This is a genomic window from Exiguobacterium sp. s127 (genome assembly GCF_018618695.1).
Lineage (GTDB): Bacteria > Bacillota > Bacilli > Exiguobacteriales > Exiguobacteriaceae > Exiguobacterium_A > Exiguobacterium_A oxidotolerans.
Window position 1 is genome coordinate 223,400 of the sequence record NZ_JACSMO010000001.1, and the last position, 20,869, is coordinate 244,268.

The 20,869-nt window shown below is 49.0% G+C and carries 19 protein-coding genes; 18 read left to right on the plus strand and 1 reads right to left on the minus strand.

What is annotated here, in order from left to right:
- Positions 1 to 59 precede the first annotated feature (59 nt).
- The 12 genes from prfB to KNP98_RS01095 all read left to right on the plus strand — a co-directional run bounded on the left by prfB (position 60) and on the right by KNP98_RS01095 (position 15,258).
- A complete protein-coding gene (gene prfB / locus KNP98_RS01040) occupies positions 60 to 1,160 on the plus strand; it encodes a peptide chain release factor 2 (RefSeq protein WP_034800913.1) in 1,101 nt (366 codons plus the stop codon).
- A gap of 57 nt (positions 1,161 to 1,217) precedes the next feature.
- Positions 1,218 to 1,721: a GNAT family N-acetyltransferase gene (locus tag KNP98_RS01045; RefSeq protein WP_088837763.1), complete on the plus strand. Its 504-nt coding sequence runs from the start codon at positions 1,218 to 1,220 to the stop codon at positions 1,719 to 1,721.
- 103 nt (positions 1,722 to 1,824) lie between these two features.
- Entirely contained in the window at positions 1,825 to 2,694 is an 870-nt protein-coding gene (locus tag KNP98_RS01050; protein WP_159173397.1) for a YitT family protein, read from the plus strand.
- Positions 2,695 to 2,804: 110 nt separating this feature from the next.
- Positions 2,805 to 3,167: a cytochrome c551 gene (cccB, locus tag KNP98_RS01055; protein WP_214810566.1), complete on the plus strand. Its 363-nt coding sequence runs from the start codon at positions 2,805 to 2,807 to the stop codon at positions 3,165 to 3,167.
- Between the two features lie 199 nt (positions 3,168 to 3,366).
- A complete protein-coding gene (gene ftsE, locus KNP98_RS01060; protein WP_088837760.1) occupies positions 3,367 to 4,053 on the plus strand; it encodes a cell division ATP-binding protein FtsE in 687 nt (228 codons plus the stop codon).
- The gene (gene ftsX / locus KNP98_RS01065; protein WP_029331384.1) at positions 4,043 to 4,942 is read left to right on the plus strand and encodes a permease-like cell division protein FtsX; all 900 of its coding nucleotides are present in this window, start codon (positions 4,043 to 4,045) and stop codon (positions 4,940 to 4,942) included. Before ftsE ends, ftsX begins: the two co-directional genes overlap by 11 nt.
- Before the next feature lie 38 nt (positions 4,943 to 4,980).
- Positions 4,981 to 6,315 (plus strand): murein hydrolase activator EnvC family protein, encoded by a 1,335-nt coding sequence (locus tag KNP98_RS01070; protein WP_214810567.1) that lies wholly within the window; start codon positions 4,981 to 4,983, stop codon positions 6,313 to 6,315.
- 97 nt (positions 6,316 to 6,412) lie between these two features.
- Entirely contained in the window at positions 6,413 to 7,831 is a 1,419-nt protein-coding gene (locus KNP98_RS01075; protein WP_088837758.1) for a S41 family peptidase, read from the plus strand.
- 19 nt (positions 7,832 to 7,850) lie between these two features.
- Entirely contained in the window at positions 7,851 to 9,014 is a 1,164-nt protein-coding gene (locus KNP98_RS01080) for a PDZ domain-containing protein (protein ID WP_214810569.1), read from the plus strand.
- Positions 9,015 to 9,218: 204 nt separating this feature from the next.
- The gene (gene uvrB, locus KNP98_RS01085; RefSeq protein ID WP_371816394.1) at positions 9,219 to 11,186 is read left to right on the plus strand and encodes an excinuclease ABC subunit UvrB; all 1,968 of its coding nucleotides are present in this window, start codon (positions 9,219 to 9,221) and stop codon (positions 11,184 to 11,186) included.
- A 1-nt stretch (position 11,187) separates the two neighbouring features.
- Positions 11,188 to 14,043, plus strand: coding sequence for an excinuclease ABC subunit UvrA (gene uvrA, locus KNP98_RS01090; RefSeq protein ID WP_214766837.1), 2,856 nt, complete (start codon positions 11,188 to 11,190; stop codon positions 14,041 to 14,043).
- A gap of 108 nt (positions 14,044 to 14,151) precedes the next feature.
- Positions 14,152 to 15,258 carry a DUF4097 family beta strand repeat-containing protein gene (locus tag KNP98_RS01095; RefSeq protein WP_029331375.1) on the plus strand — a complete coding sequence of 369 codons (1,107 nt, stop codon included), beginning with the start codon at positions 14,152 to 14,154 and terminating at the stop codon, positions 15,256 to 15,258.
- A 160-nt stretch (positions 15,259 to 15,418) separates the two neighbouring features.
- On the opposite strand, the gene KNP98_RS01100 is transcribed toward KNP98_RS01095, so the two are convergent.
- Positions 15,419 to 15,811, minus strand: a complete 393-nt coding sequence (locus KNP98_RS01100; RefSeq protein WP_214807204.1) for a hypothetical protein — start codon at positions 15,809 to 15,811, stop codon at positions 15,419 to 15,421.
- A gap of 126 nt (positions 15,812 to 15,937) precedes the next feature.
- Between KNP98_RS01100 and hprK the strand changes: the two genes are divergently transcribed.
- The 6 genes from hprK (at position 15,938) to KNP98_RS01130 (ending at position 20,823) form a co-directional block, all read left to right on the plus strand.
- Positions 15,938 to 16,873, plus strand: coding sequence for an HPr(Ser) kinase/phosphatase (hprK, locus tag KNP98_RS01105; RefSeq protein WP_029331373.1), 936 nt, complete (start codon positions 15,938 to 15,940; stop codon positions 16,871 to 16,873).
- Entirely contained in the window at positions 16,873 to 17,706 is an 834-nt protein-coding gene (gene lgt, locus KNP98_RS01110) for a prolipoprotein diacylglyceryl transferase (protein WP_088837753.1), read from the plus strand. Before hprK ends, lgt begins: the two co-directional genes overlap by 1 nt.
- Before the next feature lie 4 nt (positions 17,707 to 17,710).
- The gene (gene ppaX / locus KNP98_RS01115; RefSeq protein ID WP_088837752.1) at positions 17,711 to 18,367 is read left to right on the plus strand and encodes a pyrophosphatase PpaX; all 657 of its coding nucleotides are present in this window, start codon (positions 17,711 to 17,713) and stop codon (positions 18,365 to 18,367) included.
- Complete coding sequence (locus tag KNP98_RS01120) at positions 18,351 to 18,833, plus strand: acyltransferase (protein ID WP_214810570.1); 483 nt, start codon at positions 18,351 to 18,353, stop codon at positions 18,831 to 18,833. The genes ppaX and KNP98_RS01120 overlap by 17 nt, the downstream gene beginning before the upstream one ends.
- A gap of 29 nt (positions 18,834 to 18,862) precedes the next feature.
- Complete coding sequence (kapB, locus tag KNP98_RS01125; protein WP_214810571.1) at positions 18,863 to 19,243, plus strand: kinase-associated lipoprotein B; 381 nt, start codon at positions 18,863 to 18,865, stop codon at positions 19,241 to 19,243.
- A 98-nt stretch (positions 19,244 to 19,341) separates the two neighbouring features.
- Positions 19,342 to 20,823 (plus strand): tetratricopeptide repeat protein, encoded by a 1,482-nt coding sequence (locus KNP98_RS01130; RefSeq protein WP_214807206.1) that lies wholly within the window; start codon positions 19,342 to 19,344, stop codon positions 20,821 to 20,823.
- The last annotated feature ends 46 nt before the right edge of the window (positions 20,824 to 20,869 follow it).

Sequence of the window (20,869 nt, forward strand, 5' to 3'; positions counted from 1 at the left end):
TCGACTGAAAGAGGCGGGAGATTCCTGCCTCTTTTGACGGAAAGAGAAGGTGGAACACAATGGAATTAGCAGAAATACGCAACACCGCCGAGTGGATGGAGAAGAAACTCGGAGAATATAAGGCATCGCTTGATTTAGAAACGAAGATTTCCCGGATTGAAGAGCTCGAAAACGAGATGACGTTCCCGGACTTCTGGAACAATCAAGAAGAAGCGCAAAAAGTCATCGACGAGTCGAACGGTTTGAAGGCGATGGTCGATAAGTACCAACACCTCGCCGATGGACACGAAAACATCGTCCTGACGTATGAATTGATTAAAGAAGAGCCGGACGTCGAGTTACAAGAAGAACTCGAGTCGGAACTCGGAGACATCAAACAGAAGTTCGACGAGTTTGAATTACAAATCTTGTTGAACGGCGAATATGACGCGAACAACGCAATCCTTGAGCTGCACCCGGGTGCGGGTGGGACCGAGTCGCAAGACTGGGCTTCGATGTTACTCCGGATGTATCAACGTTTTTGCGACAAACAGGGCTGGAAAGTCGAGACGATGGACTACCAACCAGGTGACGAAGCCGGTGTTAAATCGGTCACGCTCCGTATTCAAGGGCACAATGCCTATGGATACTTGAAGGCGGAAAAAGGAATCCACCGTCTCGTCCGGATTTCACCGTTTGATTCGTCAGGCCGCCGTCATACGTCGTTCGTTTCATGTGACGTCATGCCGGAGTTCAACGATGACATCGATATCGACATTCGGACGGAAGATCTTCGTGTCGATACGTACCGGGCGTCAGGTGCCGGTGGACAGCACATCAATACGACCGACTCAGCCGTCCGGATCACGCACGTGCCGACGGGCGTCGTCGTCTCGTGTCAACAAGAGCGTTCGCAAATCAAGAACCGTGAAGCGGCGATGAAGATGTTGAAAGCGAAACTCTACCAACGTGAAATCGAGGAGAAACAAAAGAAACTCGATGAAATCCGTGGCGAAAAATCGGATATCGCGTGGGGTAGCCAAATTCGTTCATACGTCTTCCATCCATACAGCATGGTCAAGGATCACCGGACGAACTATGAAGTCGGGAATACGCAAGGGGCAATGGATGGAGACATCATGGGCTTCATCGATGCCTACCTTCGTTTACTCAATATGTAAGAAGCACCTACCGTCGACGGTCAAGTCGGCGGTTTTTTTCAAAAGGGAGGACATGAGATGATCATTCGTCAGGAAAAATTTAAGGATGCAGCCGCGATTCGCCGCGTGCATGAAGCGGCGTTCGAACAGGCAGCTGAAGCGGATTTAGTCGACGCTTTGCGGGAAGATGACGAGGCGGCACCACGTTTCAGCCGGGTCGCCGTCGCTGACCGGGGAGAAATCGTCGGGCACGTCTTACTGAGCCGGATTTACATCGAGGACGTCCCGTCGCTCGCCCTGGCACCGGTCGGGGTCATGCCGGTCTGGCAACGCAAAGGCATCGGGTCAGAGTTGATCCGCCAAGTCATTGAGGACGCTCGGGAAGCGGGGGAACACCATATCGTCGTGCTCGGTCACGACAGTTATTATCCGCAGTTCGGATTCGAACGGGCGATCGATTACGGGATTGAAGCACCATTCCCGGTCCCGGCTGAAGTATTTCTCGTCATGCCGCTCGTCCGAAATGGCTTAACGGGCGTCAAAGGGACGGTCCGTTATCCGAAACCCTTTAGTGCGGTATAAGAGAACCACTGCGAGTTGGTCGGACGGGCTAGTCGTCACTTCCCTTTTTGCGCTAAAATAAAAAACGGGTTCTAGATTTTAAGGTAAGGGGAAATGCAACGCCATGACATCAACGCGTCAGGAAGTCGTTCGCGACTATGTTTATTTATTATTAGGTTCATTATTCGTCGCCAGTGCGTTCAGTCTGTTTCTCGCACCGAATCAACTCGCCTCAGGAGGGGTCAGTGGGCTATCGATTGTCTTGAATGATTTATTCGGGATTTCACCCGGACTGTTCCAGCTCGTTGCGAACGTCCTATTACTCGCGATCGGCTGGATGATTCTCGGGATGGGGTTCGGCGTCAAGTCACTCGTCGGATCGATTTTTTTGCCCGTCGTCATCTTGATTTATGAACGGTTCGAGGTCCCGGCAGCGACGATGAATCCGATGCTCGCTGCGATTTTTGGCGGGGCCGGCGTCGGAATCGGACTCGGTCTGATTTTTAAAGGTCGGGCGTCGACCGGCGGGATGGATTTAATCGCCCAGATTCTACACCGGTTTACGAAGTTACCGATTCATTTGTGCATCGCCTTGCTTGATGGGACAATCGTCATCAGTGCCGCGATTATCTTCTCGCTCGAAATTGGTCTGTATGCGCTCGTCGCCTTGTTCATCACGATTAAGATGATTGATATCGTCCAGCTCGGAATCACGAACGATAAGCTGGCCTACATCATTTCTGATCAACGGGAAGCCCTTGTTAAAGAGATCTTCCAGACACTTGATCGCGGCGCAACGGAAATCGAGGCAGCGGGTGCCTATACACGGAAGCGGAAGCCGATGCTGATGGTCGTCGTCCGTCAAGGTGAAATCACGACGTTGAAAGAAATCGTCAAACACATTGATCCGGAAGCGTTCCTTGTCGTCAGTGAGGCCCATGAAGTACTCGGGCTTGGGTTCACGGATGACAAACGGTATCGCAATGTTCCGTAAACACATCGAAAACGTGAAGTTTTTGTGAAATCACGCTTAGAAAACATCAAGAACGGTTATACTCTAATAGGTAAGAACGTTGATTGGTATTTTTTAAGGGGGGTATACGGATGAAATTAAAAAATCTTTTACTCGCGGCAGGACTTGGCGCGACACTCGTACTCGGCGCTTGCGGCAGTGATGATTCCAGTTCTTCGGATACAACGAAAGAAGACACGTCGATGAATGATGATTCTTCAAAAACAGAATCAGCAGTCGATGCGGAAAAAATCTTCGCGAATAACTGTGCCTCATGTCACGGGAACAATTTAGAAGGAAATGTTGGACCAGACTTAACAAAAGTCGGTTCAAAGTATTCGTCTGAAGAGATCCAGGACATCATCAAGAACGGTAAAGGGCAAATGCCTGCCGGAATCCTGAAAGAGGACGAAGAAATCGTTGCTGTTGCTGATTGGTTAGCAGAAAAGAAATAAGCATAACTATGTGATAGTATGGGATAAGAGATGACAGACACGACACGTGTTCGTCATTTCTTATCCCTTTTTTTATGAAAAACAGCCGGAATTGACATTTGATTGTAATGTGGTTTTTTTTCATGCCTGTTATAATGGGAATCGGTAGGTTTTAAGACCTAGCTGATCACCCCAGTAATCAAATAAGGATGTGAAGTAAGTGATCAAGATGCAACAAGTTAGTAAAATATACCCGAACGGAGTCACTGCACTTCGTGAGGTCAATTTGACGATCAATCAAGGTGAGTTCGTCTATATCGTTGGTCCTTCTGGAGCCGGCAAATCAACATTCATGAAGATGATGTACCGCGAAGAGAAACCGACGAGCGGTTCATTTTTGTTTAAAGGAATCGAAGTCGGTAAATTAAAAAACCGTCAAATTCCAGAACTCCGTCGCCAAATCGGCGTCATCTTCCAAGACTTTAAACTCCTCCCGTCATTGACGGTTTATGAAAATGTCGCATTCGCACTCGAAGTTGTCGGAGACGACAAAGCGCAAATCCGTAAAAAAGTAAACGAAGTCCTCGATCTCGTCAAACTCAAACATAAAGCGCGGAACTATCCGGATGAGTTATCGGGTGGGGAACAACAACGGATTTCGATTGCCCGAGCCATCGTCAACCGTCCGTCACTCGTCATCGCTGATGAGCCGACAGGAAACCTTGACCCGGATACGGCATGGGAAATCATGGAGGTCTTCGAAGAGATTTATCGCCGTGGGACAACGGTCGTAATGGCGACACACAATCGAGACATCGTTAACAAAATGCGTCATCGTGTACTGGCGATTGACGGTGGAAAAATCGTCCGTGACGAAGAGAAAGGAATGTACGGCTATGAAGTTTAATGGATTCCGTCATTTACGGGAAGGGTCGAAAGGTCTTGTCCGAAACGGCTGGATGACATTCGCCTCTGTCAGTGCCGTAACCGTGACATTATTACTCGTCGGAATTTTTGCGATGGTCATGTTCAACGTCAACAAAATTTCAGACAACGTCGAAAAAGACGTCGAAATTCAAGTGTTCGTCGAACGCGAGGCCGATCAAGCAAAAATCGACGCCGTTGGTTCAAAATTAGAACAGATGCCGGGTGTCGCGTCTGTCCGGTACAGTTCAAAAGAAGATGAACTGAATCGTTTTAAAGAACAGTTAGGAGAAGGATCGCAGGCGTACCAGTCGGTCGAGAAGGATAACCCGCTTCACGATCGCTACATCGTCAAAGCAACTTCCCCGAATGAGACAGAAACTATTGCAAATACAGTCAAAAAAATGGAAAATATAGATAGTGTCGAGTATGGCGAAGATTACGTCGAGAAGATGTTCAACTTCCTTGAAGGGGTACGCGTCGGTGGAATCATCTTAATTGTCGGTCTGACCTTCATGGCGATGTTCCTCATCTCGAATACGATCAAAGTAACGATTTTCTCGCGTCGTCGGGAAATCGAAATCATGCGTCTCGTTGGAGCGAAAAACGGCTTCATCCGTGCACCGTTCTTCGTCGAGGGACTCTTGATGGGTGTACTCGGAGCATTGATTCCAATCGCTGTCGTCTATTTTGGTTATGAAGTGACATACAATGCCCTTCAACCACAACTCGTATCTTTAAATGCATCAATCTTTAACTTGATTCCACCAGGTGAACTATCCGTTCAAGTCGCATTGATTTTACTTGCGCTCGGTGCCTTCATCGGAGTATGGGGATCAACGACGTCACTCGGACGTTTCTTAAAAGTATAAGTTACGCAAAAACAAAATATAGAGGAGAGATGCTTCTCATGAAGGTTCGATTCTGTTCAGCTGTGCTCAGCTTGGCCCTGGTTGGTTCAAGTGTATCCGTTCACGCCGTGTCTAAAGAAGAATTGTTGAAGGAACAACAGGAGATCGAGTCCCGTCTGCAAGAGACGGAACGATCACAGAATCAGACATCTGAGAAGTTAATCTTGACGAAAAAAGAACGCCGCCTCGCAGAGGAGCGTTTGGATGAAGTCAACAGCCGTTTGGATGATTTAGCGAGTGAAATTGCAGATCAACAAGCGGCTGTTTCTGCATCAAAAGAAGAGTTGCAAGCAATCGAAGAAGCGATTAAACAAACATTGTCCGAGTTACGGGCGCAGGAAGATTTACTTGGGAACCGGCTTCGTGCCGTTCAGCGGGATGGCGACATCAAATACATCGAAGTGTTGCTCGACTCAAAAGATTTTGGCGATTTAATCTCACGTTTTAGTACTGTCAGTGAAATCATTAAACAAGATGATGGTGTTTTGAATGCCTATAAAGCAAATGTCACGGAATTGACGGAGCAACGCGCAAGTCAAGAACTCATCCTCGGTCAGCTAAAAAAAGACCAACGGAAACTGTTGATTCTGCAGACGCGGATCATCGCGGAATCTGAGTTGAAACGAAAACTGGTCGTCCAATTGAACGATCAGGTCAAACAATTGAAGCAGGAGCAGTTCACGAAGGCGGAAGAAGCCCAAATCTTAGCAGATCAGCAACAATTGATTAGCACGCAACTGACGGAACTCGAAGAAGCAGCACGTGCCGCTGAACAAGCAAAGATAAAGGCGGAAGCAGAACGTCTCGCCCGTATCGAGGCAGCGAAACGTGAGCAAGAGGAAGCGGACGACACGCAGGCAGCGGACCGGACGGCATCGCCAACGACGAAAACGCAGCCGGTACCATCTGCGACGGATCATGCAAAGCCATTTCAATTACCTGTCTCCGGTTACGTGTCCAGCCCGTTCGGTCCACGGAACAATCCGTTGACCGGCAAGTCGGAGATTCATACGGGCATCGATCTCGTCAATGCTAAAGGAACACCGATTCAGGCGGCGGCAGGTGGTATCGTCCTGCGCGCCGGAAGTGCGACAGGATACGGGAATGTCGTGATGATCACCCATCTGATCGACGGGAAAGTCTGGACCACGGTTTACGGACATCTTGATTCCGTCGCCGTGGAGGCAGGGCAAACGATCATGCCGGGGACGGTCATCGGAAAGTTAGGTTCGACAGGCTGGTCGACTGGTCCTCATCTTCACTTTGAGATTCATCAAGGGGAGTGGGCGGTCGGACAACCGAACGCGGTCGATCCAGCCCCGTACATCTTTTGATTGACCTATAGCTCTTTAGCGAAAAGATAGGGTAACCTATCTTTTTTTGCTATACTGAAAAAAATAGCAGGTTTACACCGGAAACGAGGAATCAAGCGTGAAAAAATCTACAACGGCAGTCATAGCAGTCAGTACATTCGGACTTGGCCTAGGGGCAGGCGCAGTCGGTATGTTAGCAACAGGTGGTACCGACACGGTGACGACCAGTTCATCGGGCGAATCGGGGGACTGGAAAAAGGTTGATCAAGTCCGCCAGATGATTTCACAGTATTACCTAGAAGATGTCACGGATCAAGAATTGCTTGAAGGAGCACTCAGTGGGATGACGGAAGTGCTTGACGATCCCTACTCGGTCTACATGGATGAATCGGAAACGGCGTCGTTCAACACGAATCTGTCTTCATCGTTTGAAGGAATTGGCGCGACACTGGAGCAAAAGGGTGAGGCAATTGTCATCGTCGCTCCGATTAAAGGGGCACCCGCTGAAAAAGCAGGAATCAAGCCGGGTGACGTTATTATAGAAATCGATGGCAAGTCGACGAAAGGTCAAAAAACGGATCAAGCTGTCAAAAAGATTCGTGGTGAAAAAGGGACGGAAGTCGTCTTGACGATTCAACGCGGGGGACAAGACCCGATGAAAATCACGATTGAACGCGATACGATTCCGATTGAGACCGTTTATTCGGAAACAGAACAAGTGAACGGGAAAACGATTGGTGTACTCCAAGTGACTCAGTTCTCTGACCCGACTGCAGAAGAGTTCGAAAAGCAACTCGCTGCTCTCGAAGCGAAGAATATCGATGGACTCGTCATTGACGTCCGGGGAAACCCGGGCGGACTGTTGACGGCAGTTTCGAAAATGATTGCGCCATTCATTCCGAAAGATACACCGATTTTCCAGGTCGAAGACAATAAAGGCGACCGGACGCAGGAATTCGGGAAGGCGGACGCGAAGAAACCTTATAACATCGTCGTGTTGGAAGATAGCGGTTCCGCGTCAGCGTCAGAAATTTTAGCCGCCGGTCTGAAAGAAGGCGCCGGTGCAGAAGTCGTCGGTACAAAGTCATTCGGTAAAGGGATCGTCCAAAGTGCGTATGACTTAAAAGATGGCAGTGACCTGAAGCTGACAACGAACAAATGGTTGACGCCAGATGGGAACTGGATTCACAAAAAAGGAGTTAAACCGACCGTTGAAGTCAAACAACCCGCGTATTTCAATGTCACGAAAATATTGACGGATGACAAAGCGCTCAATGTCGGGGACTATGGAAAAACTGTCGAAAATGCACATCTCGTGCTCGAAGCGATCGGTTACGATCCGAAAGGGCAGGATGGGTATTATGGCGACACGATGAAACAAGCAGTCGAACAACTTCAAAAAGATGCCAAGCTCGAAGTCACGGGTAAGATTGACCCGGTGACGGCTTCCGAGATGGAGACACGTCTCTTGAAAAAGTTAGAAGACTCGAAAAATGATGTACAACGCATCAAGGCACTTGAAGTTGCTGCTGAATAAATCACGGAAAGAGGTCTGAATGGGCGTGGAATTATTCGATGGAATCGGTTGGACAGTGATTAGTCTTATCGCTAGTCCAATCCTGTGGTTAGCCATTCTAGTCAGTGTTGTAATCGGTATTCGTCGCGTCAGGCGAGAACGGAACTTGTTCCGCTCGAAATCACGCGATCAACGGACCGACATTTTTGAGACATTACTGCCCGGTCTGCTCGTCGGGATTGTCTTATCTGCAATCAGTTTGAGTTTACAGGTGACCGTCAGCCCGGTCTTCATTGTCGCCTTTACGGCGCTCGCTGCCGTGACATTAGTGATTGGCGTCGTCCGGTTTAACTTGCCGCTTTGGCCGCTCAGCGTTTTGGCACTTATCGGGTGGTTCGTGACGGATGAACGGATGGACGGGATTAAAGAGGTCGACGCGACGACGTTGCTGTTGCTTGCGAGCTTGACGCTGCTGGCAGAATTGGCGCTCGTCGCGTGGCGCGGTCAAAAGCAGTTGTCCCCATCACTCGTCTTATCGAAGCGGGGGCGTTTCATCGGTGGGTTGTCCGCGAACAAACTGTGGTTGATTCCGTTGCTCGTCATTGTTCCAGGCAGTAGTCTCGAGGAATGGTTTCCGCGGTTCGCTTTTCCGGAGTACGTCCCGCTCGTGCTCTTTTTCCCGCTCGGCTTCAGTTTTCTGTTCACAGGAAAATTGCCGGCTGAGTTGATGCGTCCATTGATTCGGAGTCGCGTCATCACATTGTTACTCGCGGTCTTGTTGACACTGGGTGCGTACGTGACGAACCGGGAAGAATGGTTATTCGGTCTACCGCTCCTGCTCGTCTTGCACATCATTTTGCATCAACGGGTCAAACGCTTGAACCGTTCAGCGACGCCGATTTTCCTCAATGGAAAACGGGGTGTCGTCATCCTGGGGACGTTCCCTGGATTACCGGCATCAGAAATGGGGCTCGTACCCGGAGAAGCCATCTATAAGGTCAACGGTGATTTTGTTGATTCCGAGACGAGCTTCTATGAAGCGATTCAAAAGCATAAACCATACTTACGTCTCGAAGTGATGAATCATAATGGAGATGTTCGGTTTGCGCAACGGGCTTTTTATGAACAAGATCATCATGAACTCGGCATCATGTTCGTCAGTGAGCCGGGGAATCGCCGGACGAAAATTCGAACGCTTCAATAATGAGCATCCTCTATCACGTGAGTGGTAGGGGATGTTGTTGTTTCTTGAGTGAACTTTATCTTTTTCAGAGATAATCCGTACCGGGACTTTTTCTTTTTTGGAAAAACGGGTAACTTCCTAGAAGGAGCACTTCATAATCGAATGTTTGTTCGTAAAGTGATACAATAAAGATAGATTTTTTACGGAATGAGGGGGAAGTTAGCGATGGATTTTGAGTTAGTGTCACCATTTGAACCAGGCGGCGATCAGCCGGCTGCCATTAAACAATTGGTCACCGGCGTCAAGAACGGCGAGCGGCATCAAACGTTGCTCGGAGCGACCGGAACCGGTAAGACGTTCACCGTCTCGAACGTCATCAAAGAGATTAAAAAGCCGACGTTAGTCCTGGCGCATAATAAAACACTGGCCGGGCAACTGTACTCGGAGTTCAAAGAATTTTTCCCGAACAACGCGGTCGAGTACTTCGTCAGCTTTTATGATTACTATCAACCGGAAGCGTATGTCCCGTCGACGGACACGTTCATCGAAAAAGACTCGTCCATCAACGATGAGATTGATAAACTCCGTCACTCGGCGACATCTTCCTTGTTTGAGCGAGATGACGTCTTGATCGTTGCGTCCGTCTCGTGTATCTACGGTCTCGGTAACCCGGAAGAATACAATAATCACGTGTTGTCGCTTCGTGTCGGCAACGAGATGGGGCGTAACGAGATGCTTCGTCGTTTGATTGACATTCAATATGAACGAAATGACATCGACTTCCAGCGCGGGCGGTTTCGTGTCCGTGGTGATGTCGTCGAGATTTTCCCGGCGTCACGAGACGAACAATGTGTCCGTGTCGAATTTTTTGGTGACGAAATCGAACGGATTCGCGACATGGATCCGTTGACAGGTGAAATCATCGCCGACCGTGAACATATCTCAATCTTCCCGGCGTCCCACTTCGTGACGGGGGACACACGTCTTCAAAAAGCAATCGCGAACATCGAAGTCGAACTTGAGACGCAACTCGCGAAGATGCGTGAAGACGGGATGTTACTTGAGGCACAACGTCTTGAGCAACGGACGAACTACGATCTCGAGATGATGCGTGAAATGGGTTACTGCTCAGGAATCGAAAACTACTCCCGTCATTTAAACCTGATGCCGGAAGGATCAACGCCGTATACGCTCATCGATTACTTCCCGAAAGACTTCTTGCTCGTCGCCGATGAGTCGCACGTCACGTTACCGCAAATCCGCGGGATGTATAACGGTGACCAGGCGCGGAAACAAGTCCTCGTCGAGCATGGTTTCCGTTTGCCGTCAGCGAAAGATAACCGGCCGCTTCGTTTTGAAGAGTTTGAAGAGAAGGTCAGTCAAGCAATTTATATCTCAGCGACGCCGGGACCTTATGAGCTCGAGCACTCAAAAGAGATGGTCGAACAAATTATTCGTCCGACGGGACTCGTCGATCCGACAATCGAGATTCATCCGATCACGGGTCAAATCGATTACTTGATGGACAACATCCGGGACCGCGTTGCGAAAAATGAACGGGTTCTCGTGACGACATTGACGAAAAAAATGTCGGAAGACTTGACCGATTATTTAAAAGAGAACGGTGTCAAGGTCAACTACATGCACTCGGAAATCAAGACGCTCGAACGGATTGAAATCATTCGCGATCTGCGGCTTGGTAAGTATGACGTACTCGTCGGGATCAATCTGCTTCGTGAAGGACTCGATATTCCGGAAGTGTCGCTCGTGACGATTCTCGATGCGGATAAAGAAGGTTTCTTACGGTCCGAGCGATCATTGATTCAGACGATCGGACGGGCGGCCCGGAACTCGGAAGGGCACGTCGTCCTGTTTGCAGACAAGATTACGGATTCGATGCAACGGGCAATGGATGAGACGGAACGTCGGCGCAACATTCAGCTCGCGTTCAATAAAGAACACGGCATTACGCCGAAAACGATTCAAAAAGACGTTCGCGGTGTCATCAGTACGACGATTGAAAGTGATGATACGGTCGAAAAACTGGAGAAATTCAATAAACTGAAAAAACCGGAGCGCGAAACGCTACTCGAACAGTTGGATCAAGAGATGCGACAAGCAGCGAAAGACATGCAATTCGAGCGCGCAGCAGAGCTTCGAGATCTTATATTAGAATTGAAAGCAGGTGCCTAAGTTGGGAGACAAGAAAAACAAGATTATCATCAAAGGCGCTCGCGTCAATAACCTCCAAAACATCGATGTCGAAATCCCGCGCGATCAGCTCGTCGTCTTGACGGGCTTATCGGGATCCGGTAAGTCATCACTCGCGTTCGATACGATTTATGCGGAAGGGCAACGACGTTATGTCGAAAGCCTCTCCGCTTATGCACGCCAGTTTTTAGGGCAGATGGATAAACCGGACGTCGATGCGATTGAGGGACTTAGTCCGGCAATTTCAATCGATCAAAAAACGACGAGTAAAAACCCCCGCTCGACTGTCGGGACGGTGACGGAGATTTATGATTACCTCCGTCTGCTGTATGCGCGAATCGGCAAACCGATTTGTCCGAACCACGGGATTGAGATCTCGAGTCAAACGATCAGTCAGATGGTCGACCAAGTGATGGAGTTACCTGAGCGGTCGCGGTTGCAGATTTTGGCACCGATCGTTTCCGGACGAAAAGGGGCGCATGTCAAAGTCTTTGAAGATTTGAAAAAAGAGGGCTTCGTCCGTGTCCGTGTCAATGGCGATACGATTGATTTAACGGATGACATCGCACTCGAAAAAAATAAGAAACACTCGATTGAAGTCGTCGTCGACCGTGTCGTCGTCCGACCAGACGTCGAATCACGGCTCGCCGACTCACTCGAAACAGCACTTCGCCTCGCGGAGGGACGTGTCATCGTCGATACGATGGATGGCAATGAGCTCCTTTTCAGTGAGCATCATGCGTGTCCCATTTGTGGTTTCTCAATCGGAGAACTCGAACCACGAATGTTCTCGTTCAATTCGCCATTCGGGGCCTGTGCCTCATGTGACGGACTCGGGACGAAACTTGAAGTCGATGTCGATCTTGTCGTACCGCATGCAGACAAGTCACTCAACGAAGGGGCAATCGTCGCGTGGGAACCAACGAGCTCACAATATTATCCGCAATTGCTCAAAGCAGTCTGTGAGCACTTTAAAATCGACATGGATACGCCGTTCGAACAGTTGTCAGACGAACAACGCGACATCATCTTAAACGGCAGCTCGAAAGAAGAAATTCACTTCCGTTATGAAAATGACTTTGGCATGGTCCGCAACACGGATCTGTTCTTTGAAGGTGTCTTGAATAACTTGCAACGTCGCTACAAGGAGACGTCGTCGGATTACATCCGCGAACAGATGGAAGGATATATGGCGAAAAAAGCATGTCCGACTTGTAAAGGGCATCGTCTGAAACGCGAATCGCTTGCTGTCAAAGTATCCGGTATCCACATCGGAGAAGTGACGAAGATGTCAGTCAAGCAAGCCGTCATCTGGTTCGAAGAGTTACCGGCGAAACTATCGGAAAAAGACCAAACGATTTCGCGGATGATCGTCCGCGAGATTCATGAACGGTCGTCGTTCTTAGAAAACGTCGGTCTCGATTATTTGACGATTTCCCGTGCTGCCGGCACATTGTCCGGTGGGGAAGCGCAACGGATTCGTCTCGCGACACAAATCGGCTCCCGTCTGACAGGTGTCCTCTATGTCCTTGACGAACCGTCAATCGGCTTACACCAACGTGATAACGACCGATTGATCAGTACGCTGAAAACGATGCGCGATCTCGGAAATACGTTGATCGTCGTCGAACATGATGAAGACACGATGATGGCAGCGGATTATCTGATTGATATCGGACCCGGTGCCGGTGATCACGGCGGCTTCGTCACAGCGGCCGGTCGACCGGAAGAATTAATGAACGACGCGAATTCACTGACCGGACAATATTTGTCGGGGAAGAAGTTCATTCCTGTGCCGACTGAACGGAAACAACCGGACGGACGGGCGTTACGGATTAAAAAAGCGTCAGAAAATAACTTAAAAAATGTCGACGTCGATATCCCGCTCGGCTTGTTTGTTGCCGTGACCGGAGTATCAGGTTCCGGGAAGTCGACATTGATTAATGAAATTCTCTATAAGACGATTGCACATGAGATGAACCGGGCAAAAGAAAAGCCGGGAGCGCATAAAGGCATCACAGGACTCGACCAAATCGATAAAGTCATCGACATCGACCAATCTCCGATCGGTCGGACGCCACGTTCGAACCCGGCGACATATACCGGTGTCTTTGACGACATTCGTGATGTTTTCGCTTCGACGAACGAAGCGAAGTTACGCGGCTATAAAAAAGGACGCTTCAGTTTCAACATCAAAGGTGGCCGGTGTGAAGCGTGTCGCGGAGACGGGATCATTAAAATCGAGATGCATTTCTTGCCGGACGTTTACGTTCCGTGTGAAGTCTGTCACGGGAAACGGTATAACCGCGAGACGCTCGAAGTAAAATATAAAGGTAAAACGATTTCGGACGTTCTTGCGATGACAGTCGAAGAGGGACTCGAGTTCTTCGAAAAAATTCCGAAAATCAGTCGGAAGCTGCAAACGATTGCTGACGTCGGATTGACGTACATGCGTCTCGGACAGCCGGCGACGGAACTGTCGGGCGGTGAAGCACAACGCGTGAAGCTTGCTTCGGAACTGCATAAGCGGTCGACTGGGAAAACGATTTACATTCTCGATGAACCGACGACGGGACTGCATGTCCATGACATCGCCCGCCTGTTGAAAGTCTTGCAACGCCTCGTCGACAACGGCGATACGGTCCTCGTCATCGAGCATAACCTCGACGTCATTAAGACGGCGGATTACTTGATTGATCTTGGTCCGGAAGGTGGCGATGGTGGAGGTATGATTGTTGCAACAGGAACACCGGAAGACATCGTGCAAGTCAAGGAATCGTATACAGGACATTACTTGGCACCTGTTTTGGAACGGGACGCAGCCCGAATCGAATCATGAAACTTTTTTGACGGAGGATTCGTAAAAGGGAAGTAAGGGAAGTAGAACGAAAGAGTGAATAAGTTTTCCTGCGTCATAGCGTGTTCAGAAAATAGGAGGGGAATGTTCATGAAACAAGATATGCGTCAGTTGATACTTGAACAGGTAAAAGAAGGAAAGTTGACGATCGATGAGGCACTCGATAAGCTCGAACGCCTTGAAGCACTCGATCAGCAACAATCGACGACAGCAAGTAATCATAAGTATGTCGATGAACCGGAACAGTACGACCGCGTCGATCATTACACGGTTGATTCACTGACGTCGAAAGTGATGTCTGCTTTTGATGGTCTCGTCAACCGGATTAAAGAGAGTGATCTCTCATTAAATCAGACGTCCGGTCCGAACGTCACGTACGTCAAACAATTCCCATTCAGTGGAGAGACGATTCATTTGGATTTATTTAATGCCAATGCCGTTGTCGAACCAAGTGATTTAGAGGAGTGTGAGTTGACGGTGACGGGGCGTCCGCTTCGCCAAGTCAATGAGGAGCAAGCGCTCGAACAACTTCAAGCGTCGCTTCAACATTCCGTCTCCGCTAACACGCTATCGATTCGCTTGAAAGATAAACGCGTCCGGGCGACGATCCACTTAAAAGTTCCGCGTCGTCACTACGAGGCGTTCGTGTTACAGACGTTGAATGGTGAGATTACGTTGTCGTCGCTTGACGCGACGAGCGTTCAACTGATGACAGCGAACGGACGGATCCATGTCCGCGATCTTTACAGTGAGGATTTGAAAGCTTCGACGGCGAACGGTTCGATTGAAGTCGAAGAGTCAGAAGTCAAAATGTTAAAAGCGAAGACGGCGAATGGTCAAATCATCGCGAACGGGGTTTTTGAACGTTCTGAGCTGAAAACCGCGAACGGCAATGTCCGTTGTGAACTCAAAACAGCCCACGACGCGAAGATTCAAGCGTCGTCACTCGCAGGAAGCATCGCTTTGATGTTGCCGCATGGTGCTGAAGTATATGGTGAGCTGGAAACAAACTTTGGTGGGTTGAATTGTAACCTCGATGAGATGGAAGTGATTCGCGACCAAAAAGATGTCGTGAACCGTAAACTGCATTTCGTCTCCGGTCGTGACCGGACGCCGAAGATTGAAGTCGAAGCCGATACGAAAACGGGAACGATTTCCGTGACGCACGGTGTTCACTTAAGTCCGCAAGCGTTCTAATCAAAAATCCCGCCTGCTTCCTGAAACAGGAGCCGGCGGGATTTTTTAATCGCTTCCTGATGCAAATGTATGATTAAGCATCGTAATCAAAAAATAATGTGTGACTACAGTCAAAAAGGAGGGGATGCCATCTAAATGATGCGCATCCCCTTCTTTTTGATTAGTAGTTATAGTCTTCATCCATCATGGGTTCGTCCCAGTTCATATTGTCGAAGTTGTTCATGTCGTACCCGAATGAAATGAATGTGATGACACCGACGATAGCGAGGATGATTGCGGCAATAATTAAGCCGATTCCCATCCAACTTTTGCTGCGCGCCCGGTTCCAATAAAAGACGATTGCGAGAATGAGTGAAATAAATGGACCACTTAGCACGATTCCGACCAGTGAGATGATGAAAAATAAGAGTGCCGTTTGATTTTGATCACGCGAATAAGCCTTCCACATATCGATTAACGAGATGATGATGTAGACGAGTCCGAGGATTGCAAGGATCCCGCATAAAATCATAATGATAATCATTCCAATACCACTACCTGACATATTCATCATTATCAAAACCTCCTTTCTTGTTTTCTCTAACGTTATTCCTTTCCCAAGATTATCAGCTTCTAATCGAATTCATTGATTTTAGCAAAAATATGGTACAATACTTCAAGTGAAAGGGGCTGATTGAGCGTGCAAGCAAAAGTGCGAACAGCTGAAATCGTAAAGCAATTCAATTTAAAAATTGTCACCGGAGAAGAAGGACTACATCGTCCGATTTTAACGGCTGATCTCTGTCGACCCGGTCTTGTCCTCGCTGGTTATTATGCGTATTATCCGGCAGAACGTCTGCAAGTCCTCGGGAAAACAGAATTGACGTTTTTCAACAACCTGACGTATGAGGAACAGCTCGAACGGGCAAACGTCCTCTGTACAGATGAAACACCAGGGATTTTAGTGACGCGCGGGTTTGAGGTACCGGAAGCGATCATCAAAGCAGCTGACGAAACGAACGTACCGCTCTTGACGACGAAGGGACATACGACATCGGTCGAATCTCAAATCACGAACTTCCTCGAAGCGGAACTCGCCCCGACGACAGCGATGCACGGCGTCCTCGTCGATATTTACGGGGTCGGCGTCTTCATCAAAGGGGCAAGTGGGGTCGGTAAATCCGAGACGGCACTCGAACTCGTCAAACGGGGACACCGCCTTGTGGCGGACGACTCCGTTGAAATTCGTCAGACGGGTGACGGCATCTTAGTCGGCACAGCGCCGAAATTGATTCAGCACCTCCTTGAGATTCGCGGAATCGGCATCATCGACGTCATGACGTTGTTCGGTGCAGGTGCTGTACGGTCGCATAAAAAAATCAGCCTCGTCTGTAATCTGGAAATTTGGGATCAAACGAAAGTCTATGACCGCGTCGGTCTTGATCAAGAGACGTTACAAATCATCGATACGGAAATTCCGTTTTTGACGATTCCGGTTCGTCCCGGGCGTAACCTTGCCGTCATCATCGAAGTCGCGGCGATGAACTATCGTCTGAAAAATATGGGCATCAACACAGCAGAAGAATTCGCCGGACGTCTCGCGCAAGCGATCGAAGACGGGAATGGTGGTCTATGATGGGGACACTCGCAACGGTACAACCGACATTCGACCGCGTCGCGATTGAGCTCGGTCCGATTCCAATCTATTGGTATGGTGTCGTCATCGCCTTGGGCGCAATCGTCGGCTTGATGATCGCCATCTTCGAATCGAAGCGAATCGGTTTCAACGAAGAATACGCGGTCGATGTCGTCATCTGGTCGATTCCGATCAGCATCATCTGTGCCCGGATTTACTATGTGGCTTTCGAGTGGCAGTATTACGGTCAACATCTCGATCAAATCATCAACATCCGCCAAGGCGGAATCGCGATTCACGGTGCCATCATCGGGGCGATTTTGACAGTCATCCTGTATACGCGAAAGAAAAACATTTCGTTTTGGCAAATCGCGGATATCCTGGCGCCGTCACTCCTGTTCGGTCAAGCGGTCGGACGTTGGGGCAACTTCTTCAACCAAGAAGCGCACGGGGGAGAGACGACATGGTCGTTCCTGCAAGATACGTTGCACTTGCCGAACTGGATCGTCAATCAGATGTATATCGACGGCGTCTATTACGTGCCGACGTTCCTCTATGAGAGCATTTGGAACATCATCGGCGTCATCTTGTTGATTGTCTGGCGGATGAAGTTCAATCCGCGTCGCGGCTACGTCTTCCTCGGTTATCTCGTCTGGTACTCGATTGGACGTTACTATATTGAAGGACTCCGGACGGATAGTCTGTTGATGGGGGACGGACTGCGGACGGCACAAATCGTCTCGATTTGTTTAATCGTCTTCGGACTCGTCATGATGGTCATCCGGAAAAATGCTGTCCGCTACTTGGATGGAACGACACGGGAGGCGAAGTGAAACGATGATTAATACGATTCTATTTGATTTAGACGGTACGTTGATTGATACGAACCCGTTGATTCTAAAAAGTTTTGAACATACGCTCAGTTACTACTATCCGGAACGGACGTTTACGGAGGCAGAATTGCTTCCGTTCATCGGTCCAACACTGGAAAAATCATTTTCAGAGCTCAACGCCAAGCAGTGGAAAGAGATGGTCGCCTTTTACCGCAGCTATAACATCGCGATGCATGACGCACTCGTCCTTGAATATCCGGGTGTCCTCGACGGTTTACGCCGCTTGAAGGAACAGGGCTACAAGATGGCGATCGTGACGTCAAAAAGTCGTCGCGTCGCCTTAAAAGGGATTGAGCTGTTCGGACTGACGTCACTGTTTGAGACAATCATCGCAGCAGACGATGTGACGGAAGAAAAACCAGCCGTCGAACCATTTGAAAAAGCGATGGCACTCCTCGGTTCGACAACAGACGAGACAATCATGGTCGGGGATAACGACACGGATATCAACGGCGGGAAAAATGCCGGGTTGAAAACTGTTGCTGTCGGCTGGGCGATTAAAGGACGTCCGTATCTCGAAGCATTAGAGCCAAGCGTCATCATCGACTCGATGGAACACCTGAGTGACTGGATCGAGGCGCAAAATGGCACGGCGGACTGATCGCTATCACGTCGGGGCGACGAATCCGTTATGGCACATGTACCGGACGGTTTCGTTCTTCAAGGTCATGTGGTGTTTCCTCATCATTACAATCGGACGCTTTTCGCCGTCGCTCCGCTTTAAGAATGGCTTGTACCGGACGTGTCTCCGGATGAAGATCGGCGACCAGACGGCGCTTGCCTTGATGGTGATGCCGGACACGATGTTCCCGGAACGAATCTCGATCGGCTCGAATACGATCATCGGCTTCAACACGACGATTCTCTGTCATGAGTATTTGACGACCGAGTACCGGATTGGTAACGTGACGATCGGTAGTGACGTCTTAATCGGCGCGAACGTGACGATTTTACCAGGGGTGACGATCGGGGACGGTGCTGTCATCGGTGCCGGTTCCGTCGTTCACCGGGACATCTTACCGAACGAACGCGTCTCGAGTCAGCCGCTTCGCCGGCATGAAATGTGACGAAACTGTGAGAAGGAGGTCGATCCGCAATGAATTATATTCGCTTCACCTATAAGACCGGAAAGTATTTCGGAAGATTATTCGCAGAACGTCCACAAGGTCTCGTCGTTGAAGTCCTCGCCGTCGAGAAACATCCGACGCAAGGTGATCTGCATCAGCCGAACCAAGTTGACGTACCGCTCTTCCATATCCGTACCGCCTTACATCAACACGAAAAAATCACGGTTTCTCCAAGCGTCGTCTATGCATATGACGCAGAGATTCCAGCGTATTCCGACAGCTTACGCCAAGCATTCGAAAAAGATGTTGAGCGTCTGCAAAACAAGAATCCGCAAGAAGATGCTTTTGTACGAAAATGCTTAGAGAACTACAAGGAACTCGAAACCATTTATGCGAAACGCTGGGCGTAAACCCCGGCGTTTTTTTCTGTTGCAACGCTATCCGAGATAGGTTATTCTTGTCTCTGCAACTACGAAACTAGATTTATATTATGGGGGCTTGAATCACTATGGAATTAACGGAATACAAAGCAGACCCCTTTGCGATTACAACGCGCCAAGCGGAACTTTTTTATTTTCGCGGACGGAAGGCGCATCGGGAAGGGAGACTCGAAGAGGCGGTCTATCATCTTGACGAAGCGACGACGCTTCAACCAGAAGATGTCCGTTACCTACTACGTTACGCACGTGTCCTGTTCGAAACGGGAGAAATCAATCATGCGAACGACGTATTGAAACGTGTCCGTGCACTCGATGAGTCAAATACCGAATCACTCTTTTATTTAGCGAACAACTATGCGCACGTTTCTTTATATGAAGAAGCAAAAGAATATGCGCTCGAATATTTAAAACATGCGCCGGCAGGCAAACACGCAGAGGCATCGGCCGCACTCGTGGAATTGATTGATCTTGAGCAAGAGCTTGAGGATGACGATGAAGATGAGTTGATTCGTCTCCATGCACAAGCCCAGCGCCAAATCGATAAAGGGATGTTGTTTGCAGCACAGGACACACTCGAGTCCTTGATTGCGACGTACCCGACATTTTGGCCAGCCTACAATAACTTGGCAATCGTCGAATTTTATCTCGGTGAAAACGACCGGGCTTTCCATTCGCTTGAACGCGTCTTAGAAGGAAATCCGGGAAATCTCCACGCGCTTTGTAATACGCTCGTTCTCTTACATGAGATGGGGCAGGATGAAGAAGCGCACCGTCTGTCACGGAAGCTCGAACACGTTCGTTCCGTCAATCTTGAAACACGTTATAAAGTCGCATCGACTCTTGCGATTATCGGTCGTCATGACTTAGCGTACGAAGAATTGAAATTGCTCGAACGCCGTGGCTATCGAGGCGACCCACTATTCGGTCACTGGTTATCGATTTCTGCATTCAAAACGGGACATATCGAAGAAGCCGCAGCCTTCTTACAATCAAAAGAAGCCGCGAGCTTACGGGAAGAACAAGAGGCATACGACATTCGTCATAACCTTCAGTTTCGTTCAGCCTTGATTCAAGCGTTGAAAACGGAAGATGATGTCTCACGCATTTTCACGGCTTTGTTACTCGGGAAACTAAATGACGAGGAAGCACGGTTAGCCCTTTCGATGATGCCGGAAGTGACGGATCACGAAGATGTCCTGCAGCTGACAGAACAAATTTTGCATGAGATGAATGGACGGAGCGATATCGTCGATGAAAGGATTCATCGTGCCTTACAGACGATTCGTCTCGCAGAACATTACGTATCTGACGAAGAGCGGATGAGCCTTGAAGGCGATTTTTATGAACGGTTTGCCCGACTCGTCCTCAGTGGCGAAACGTTCGACTCGGTCGAACGTTCAGCCGCTGCACTAATCCATCTGTTTCACGAGTTACGGGAAGGGATGTTGATTGAAGAGTGTGCCGAACTGGTTGATGTCTCTTTTGATGAGGTGGCGATGACGATTCGTGCCTACAAACAACACCTGACACCTGCTCGGGCAAAATGTTAGACGTTTGCCATATTCTCACCTATACTCAAATTACAACGAAACTTAA

What these genes read in the sequence shown, in the direction of transcription:
- prfB (WP_034800913.1), top strand. Translation starts at nt 60, where the DNA reads ATGGAATTAGCAGAAATACGCAACACCGCCGAGTGGATGGAGAAGAAA.
- KNP98_RS01045 (WP_088837763.1), top strand. Translation starts at nt 1,218, where the DNA reads ATGATCATTCGTCAGGAAAAATTTAAGGATGCAGCCGCGATTCGCCGC.
- KNP98_RS01050 (WP_159173397.1), top strand. Translation starts at nt 1,825, where the DNA reads ATGACATCAACGCGTCAGGAAGTCGTTCGCGACTATGTTTATTTATTA.
- cccB (WP_214810566.1), top strand. Translation starts at nt 2,805, where the DNA reads ATGAAATTAAAAAATCTTTTACTCGCGGCAGGACTTGGCGCGACACTC.
- ftsX (WP_029331384.1), top strand. Translation starts at nt 4,043, where the DNA reads ATGAAGTTTAATGGATTCCGTCATTTACGGGAAGGGTCGAAAGGTCTT.
- KNP98_RS01070 (WP_214810567.1), top strand. Translation starts at nt 4,981, where the DNA reads ATGAAGGTTCGATTCTGTTCAGCTGTGCTCAGCTTGGCCCTGGTTGGT.
- KNP98_RS01080 (WP_214810569.1), top strand. Translation starts at nt 7,851, where the DNA reads ATGGGCGTGGAATTATTCGATGGAATCGGTTGGACAGTGATTAGTCTT.
- uvrB (WP_371816394.1), top strand. Translation starts at nt 9,219, where the DNA reads ATGGATTTTGAGTTAGTGTCACCATTTGAACCAGGCGGCGATCAGCCG.
- KNP98_RS01095 (WP_029331375.1), top strand. Translation starts at nt 14,152, where the DNA reads ATGAAACAAGATATGCGTCAGTTGATACTTGAACAGGTAAAAGAAGGA.
- KNP98_RS01100 (WP_214807204.1), bottom strand. Translation starts at nt 15,811, where the DNA reads ATGATGAATATGTCAGGTAGTGGTATTGGAATGATTATCATTATGATT.
- lgt (WP_088837753.1), top strand. Translation starts at nt 16,873, where the DNA reads ATGGGGACACTCGCAACGGTACAACCGACATTCGACCGCGTCGCGATT.
- ppaX (WP_088837752.1), top strand. Translation starts at nt 17,711, where the DNA reads ATGATTAATACGATTCTATTTGATTTAGACGGTACGTTGATTGATACG.
- KNP98_RS01120 (WP_214810570.1), top strand. Translation starts at nt 18,351, where the DNA reads ATGGCACGGCGGACTGATCGCTATCACGTCGGGGCGACGAATCCGTTA.
- kapB (WP_214810571.1), top strand. Translation starts at nt 18,863, where the DNA reads ATGAATTATATTCGCTTCACCTATAAGACCGGAAAGTATTTCGGAAGA.
- KNP98_RS01130 (WP_214807206.1), top strand. Translation starts at nt 19,342, where the DNA reads ATGGAATTAACGGAATACAAAGCAGACCCCTTTGCGATTACAACGCGC.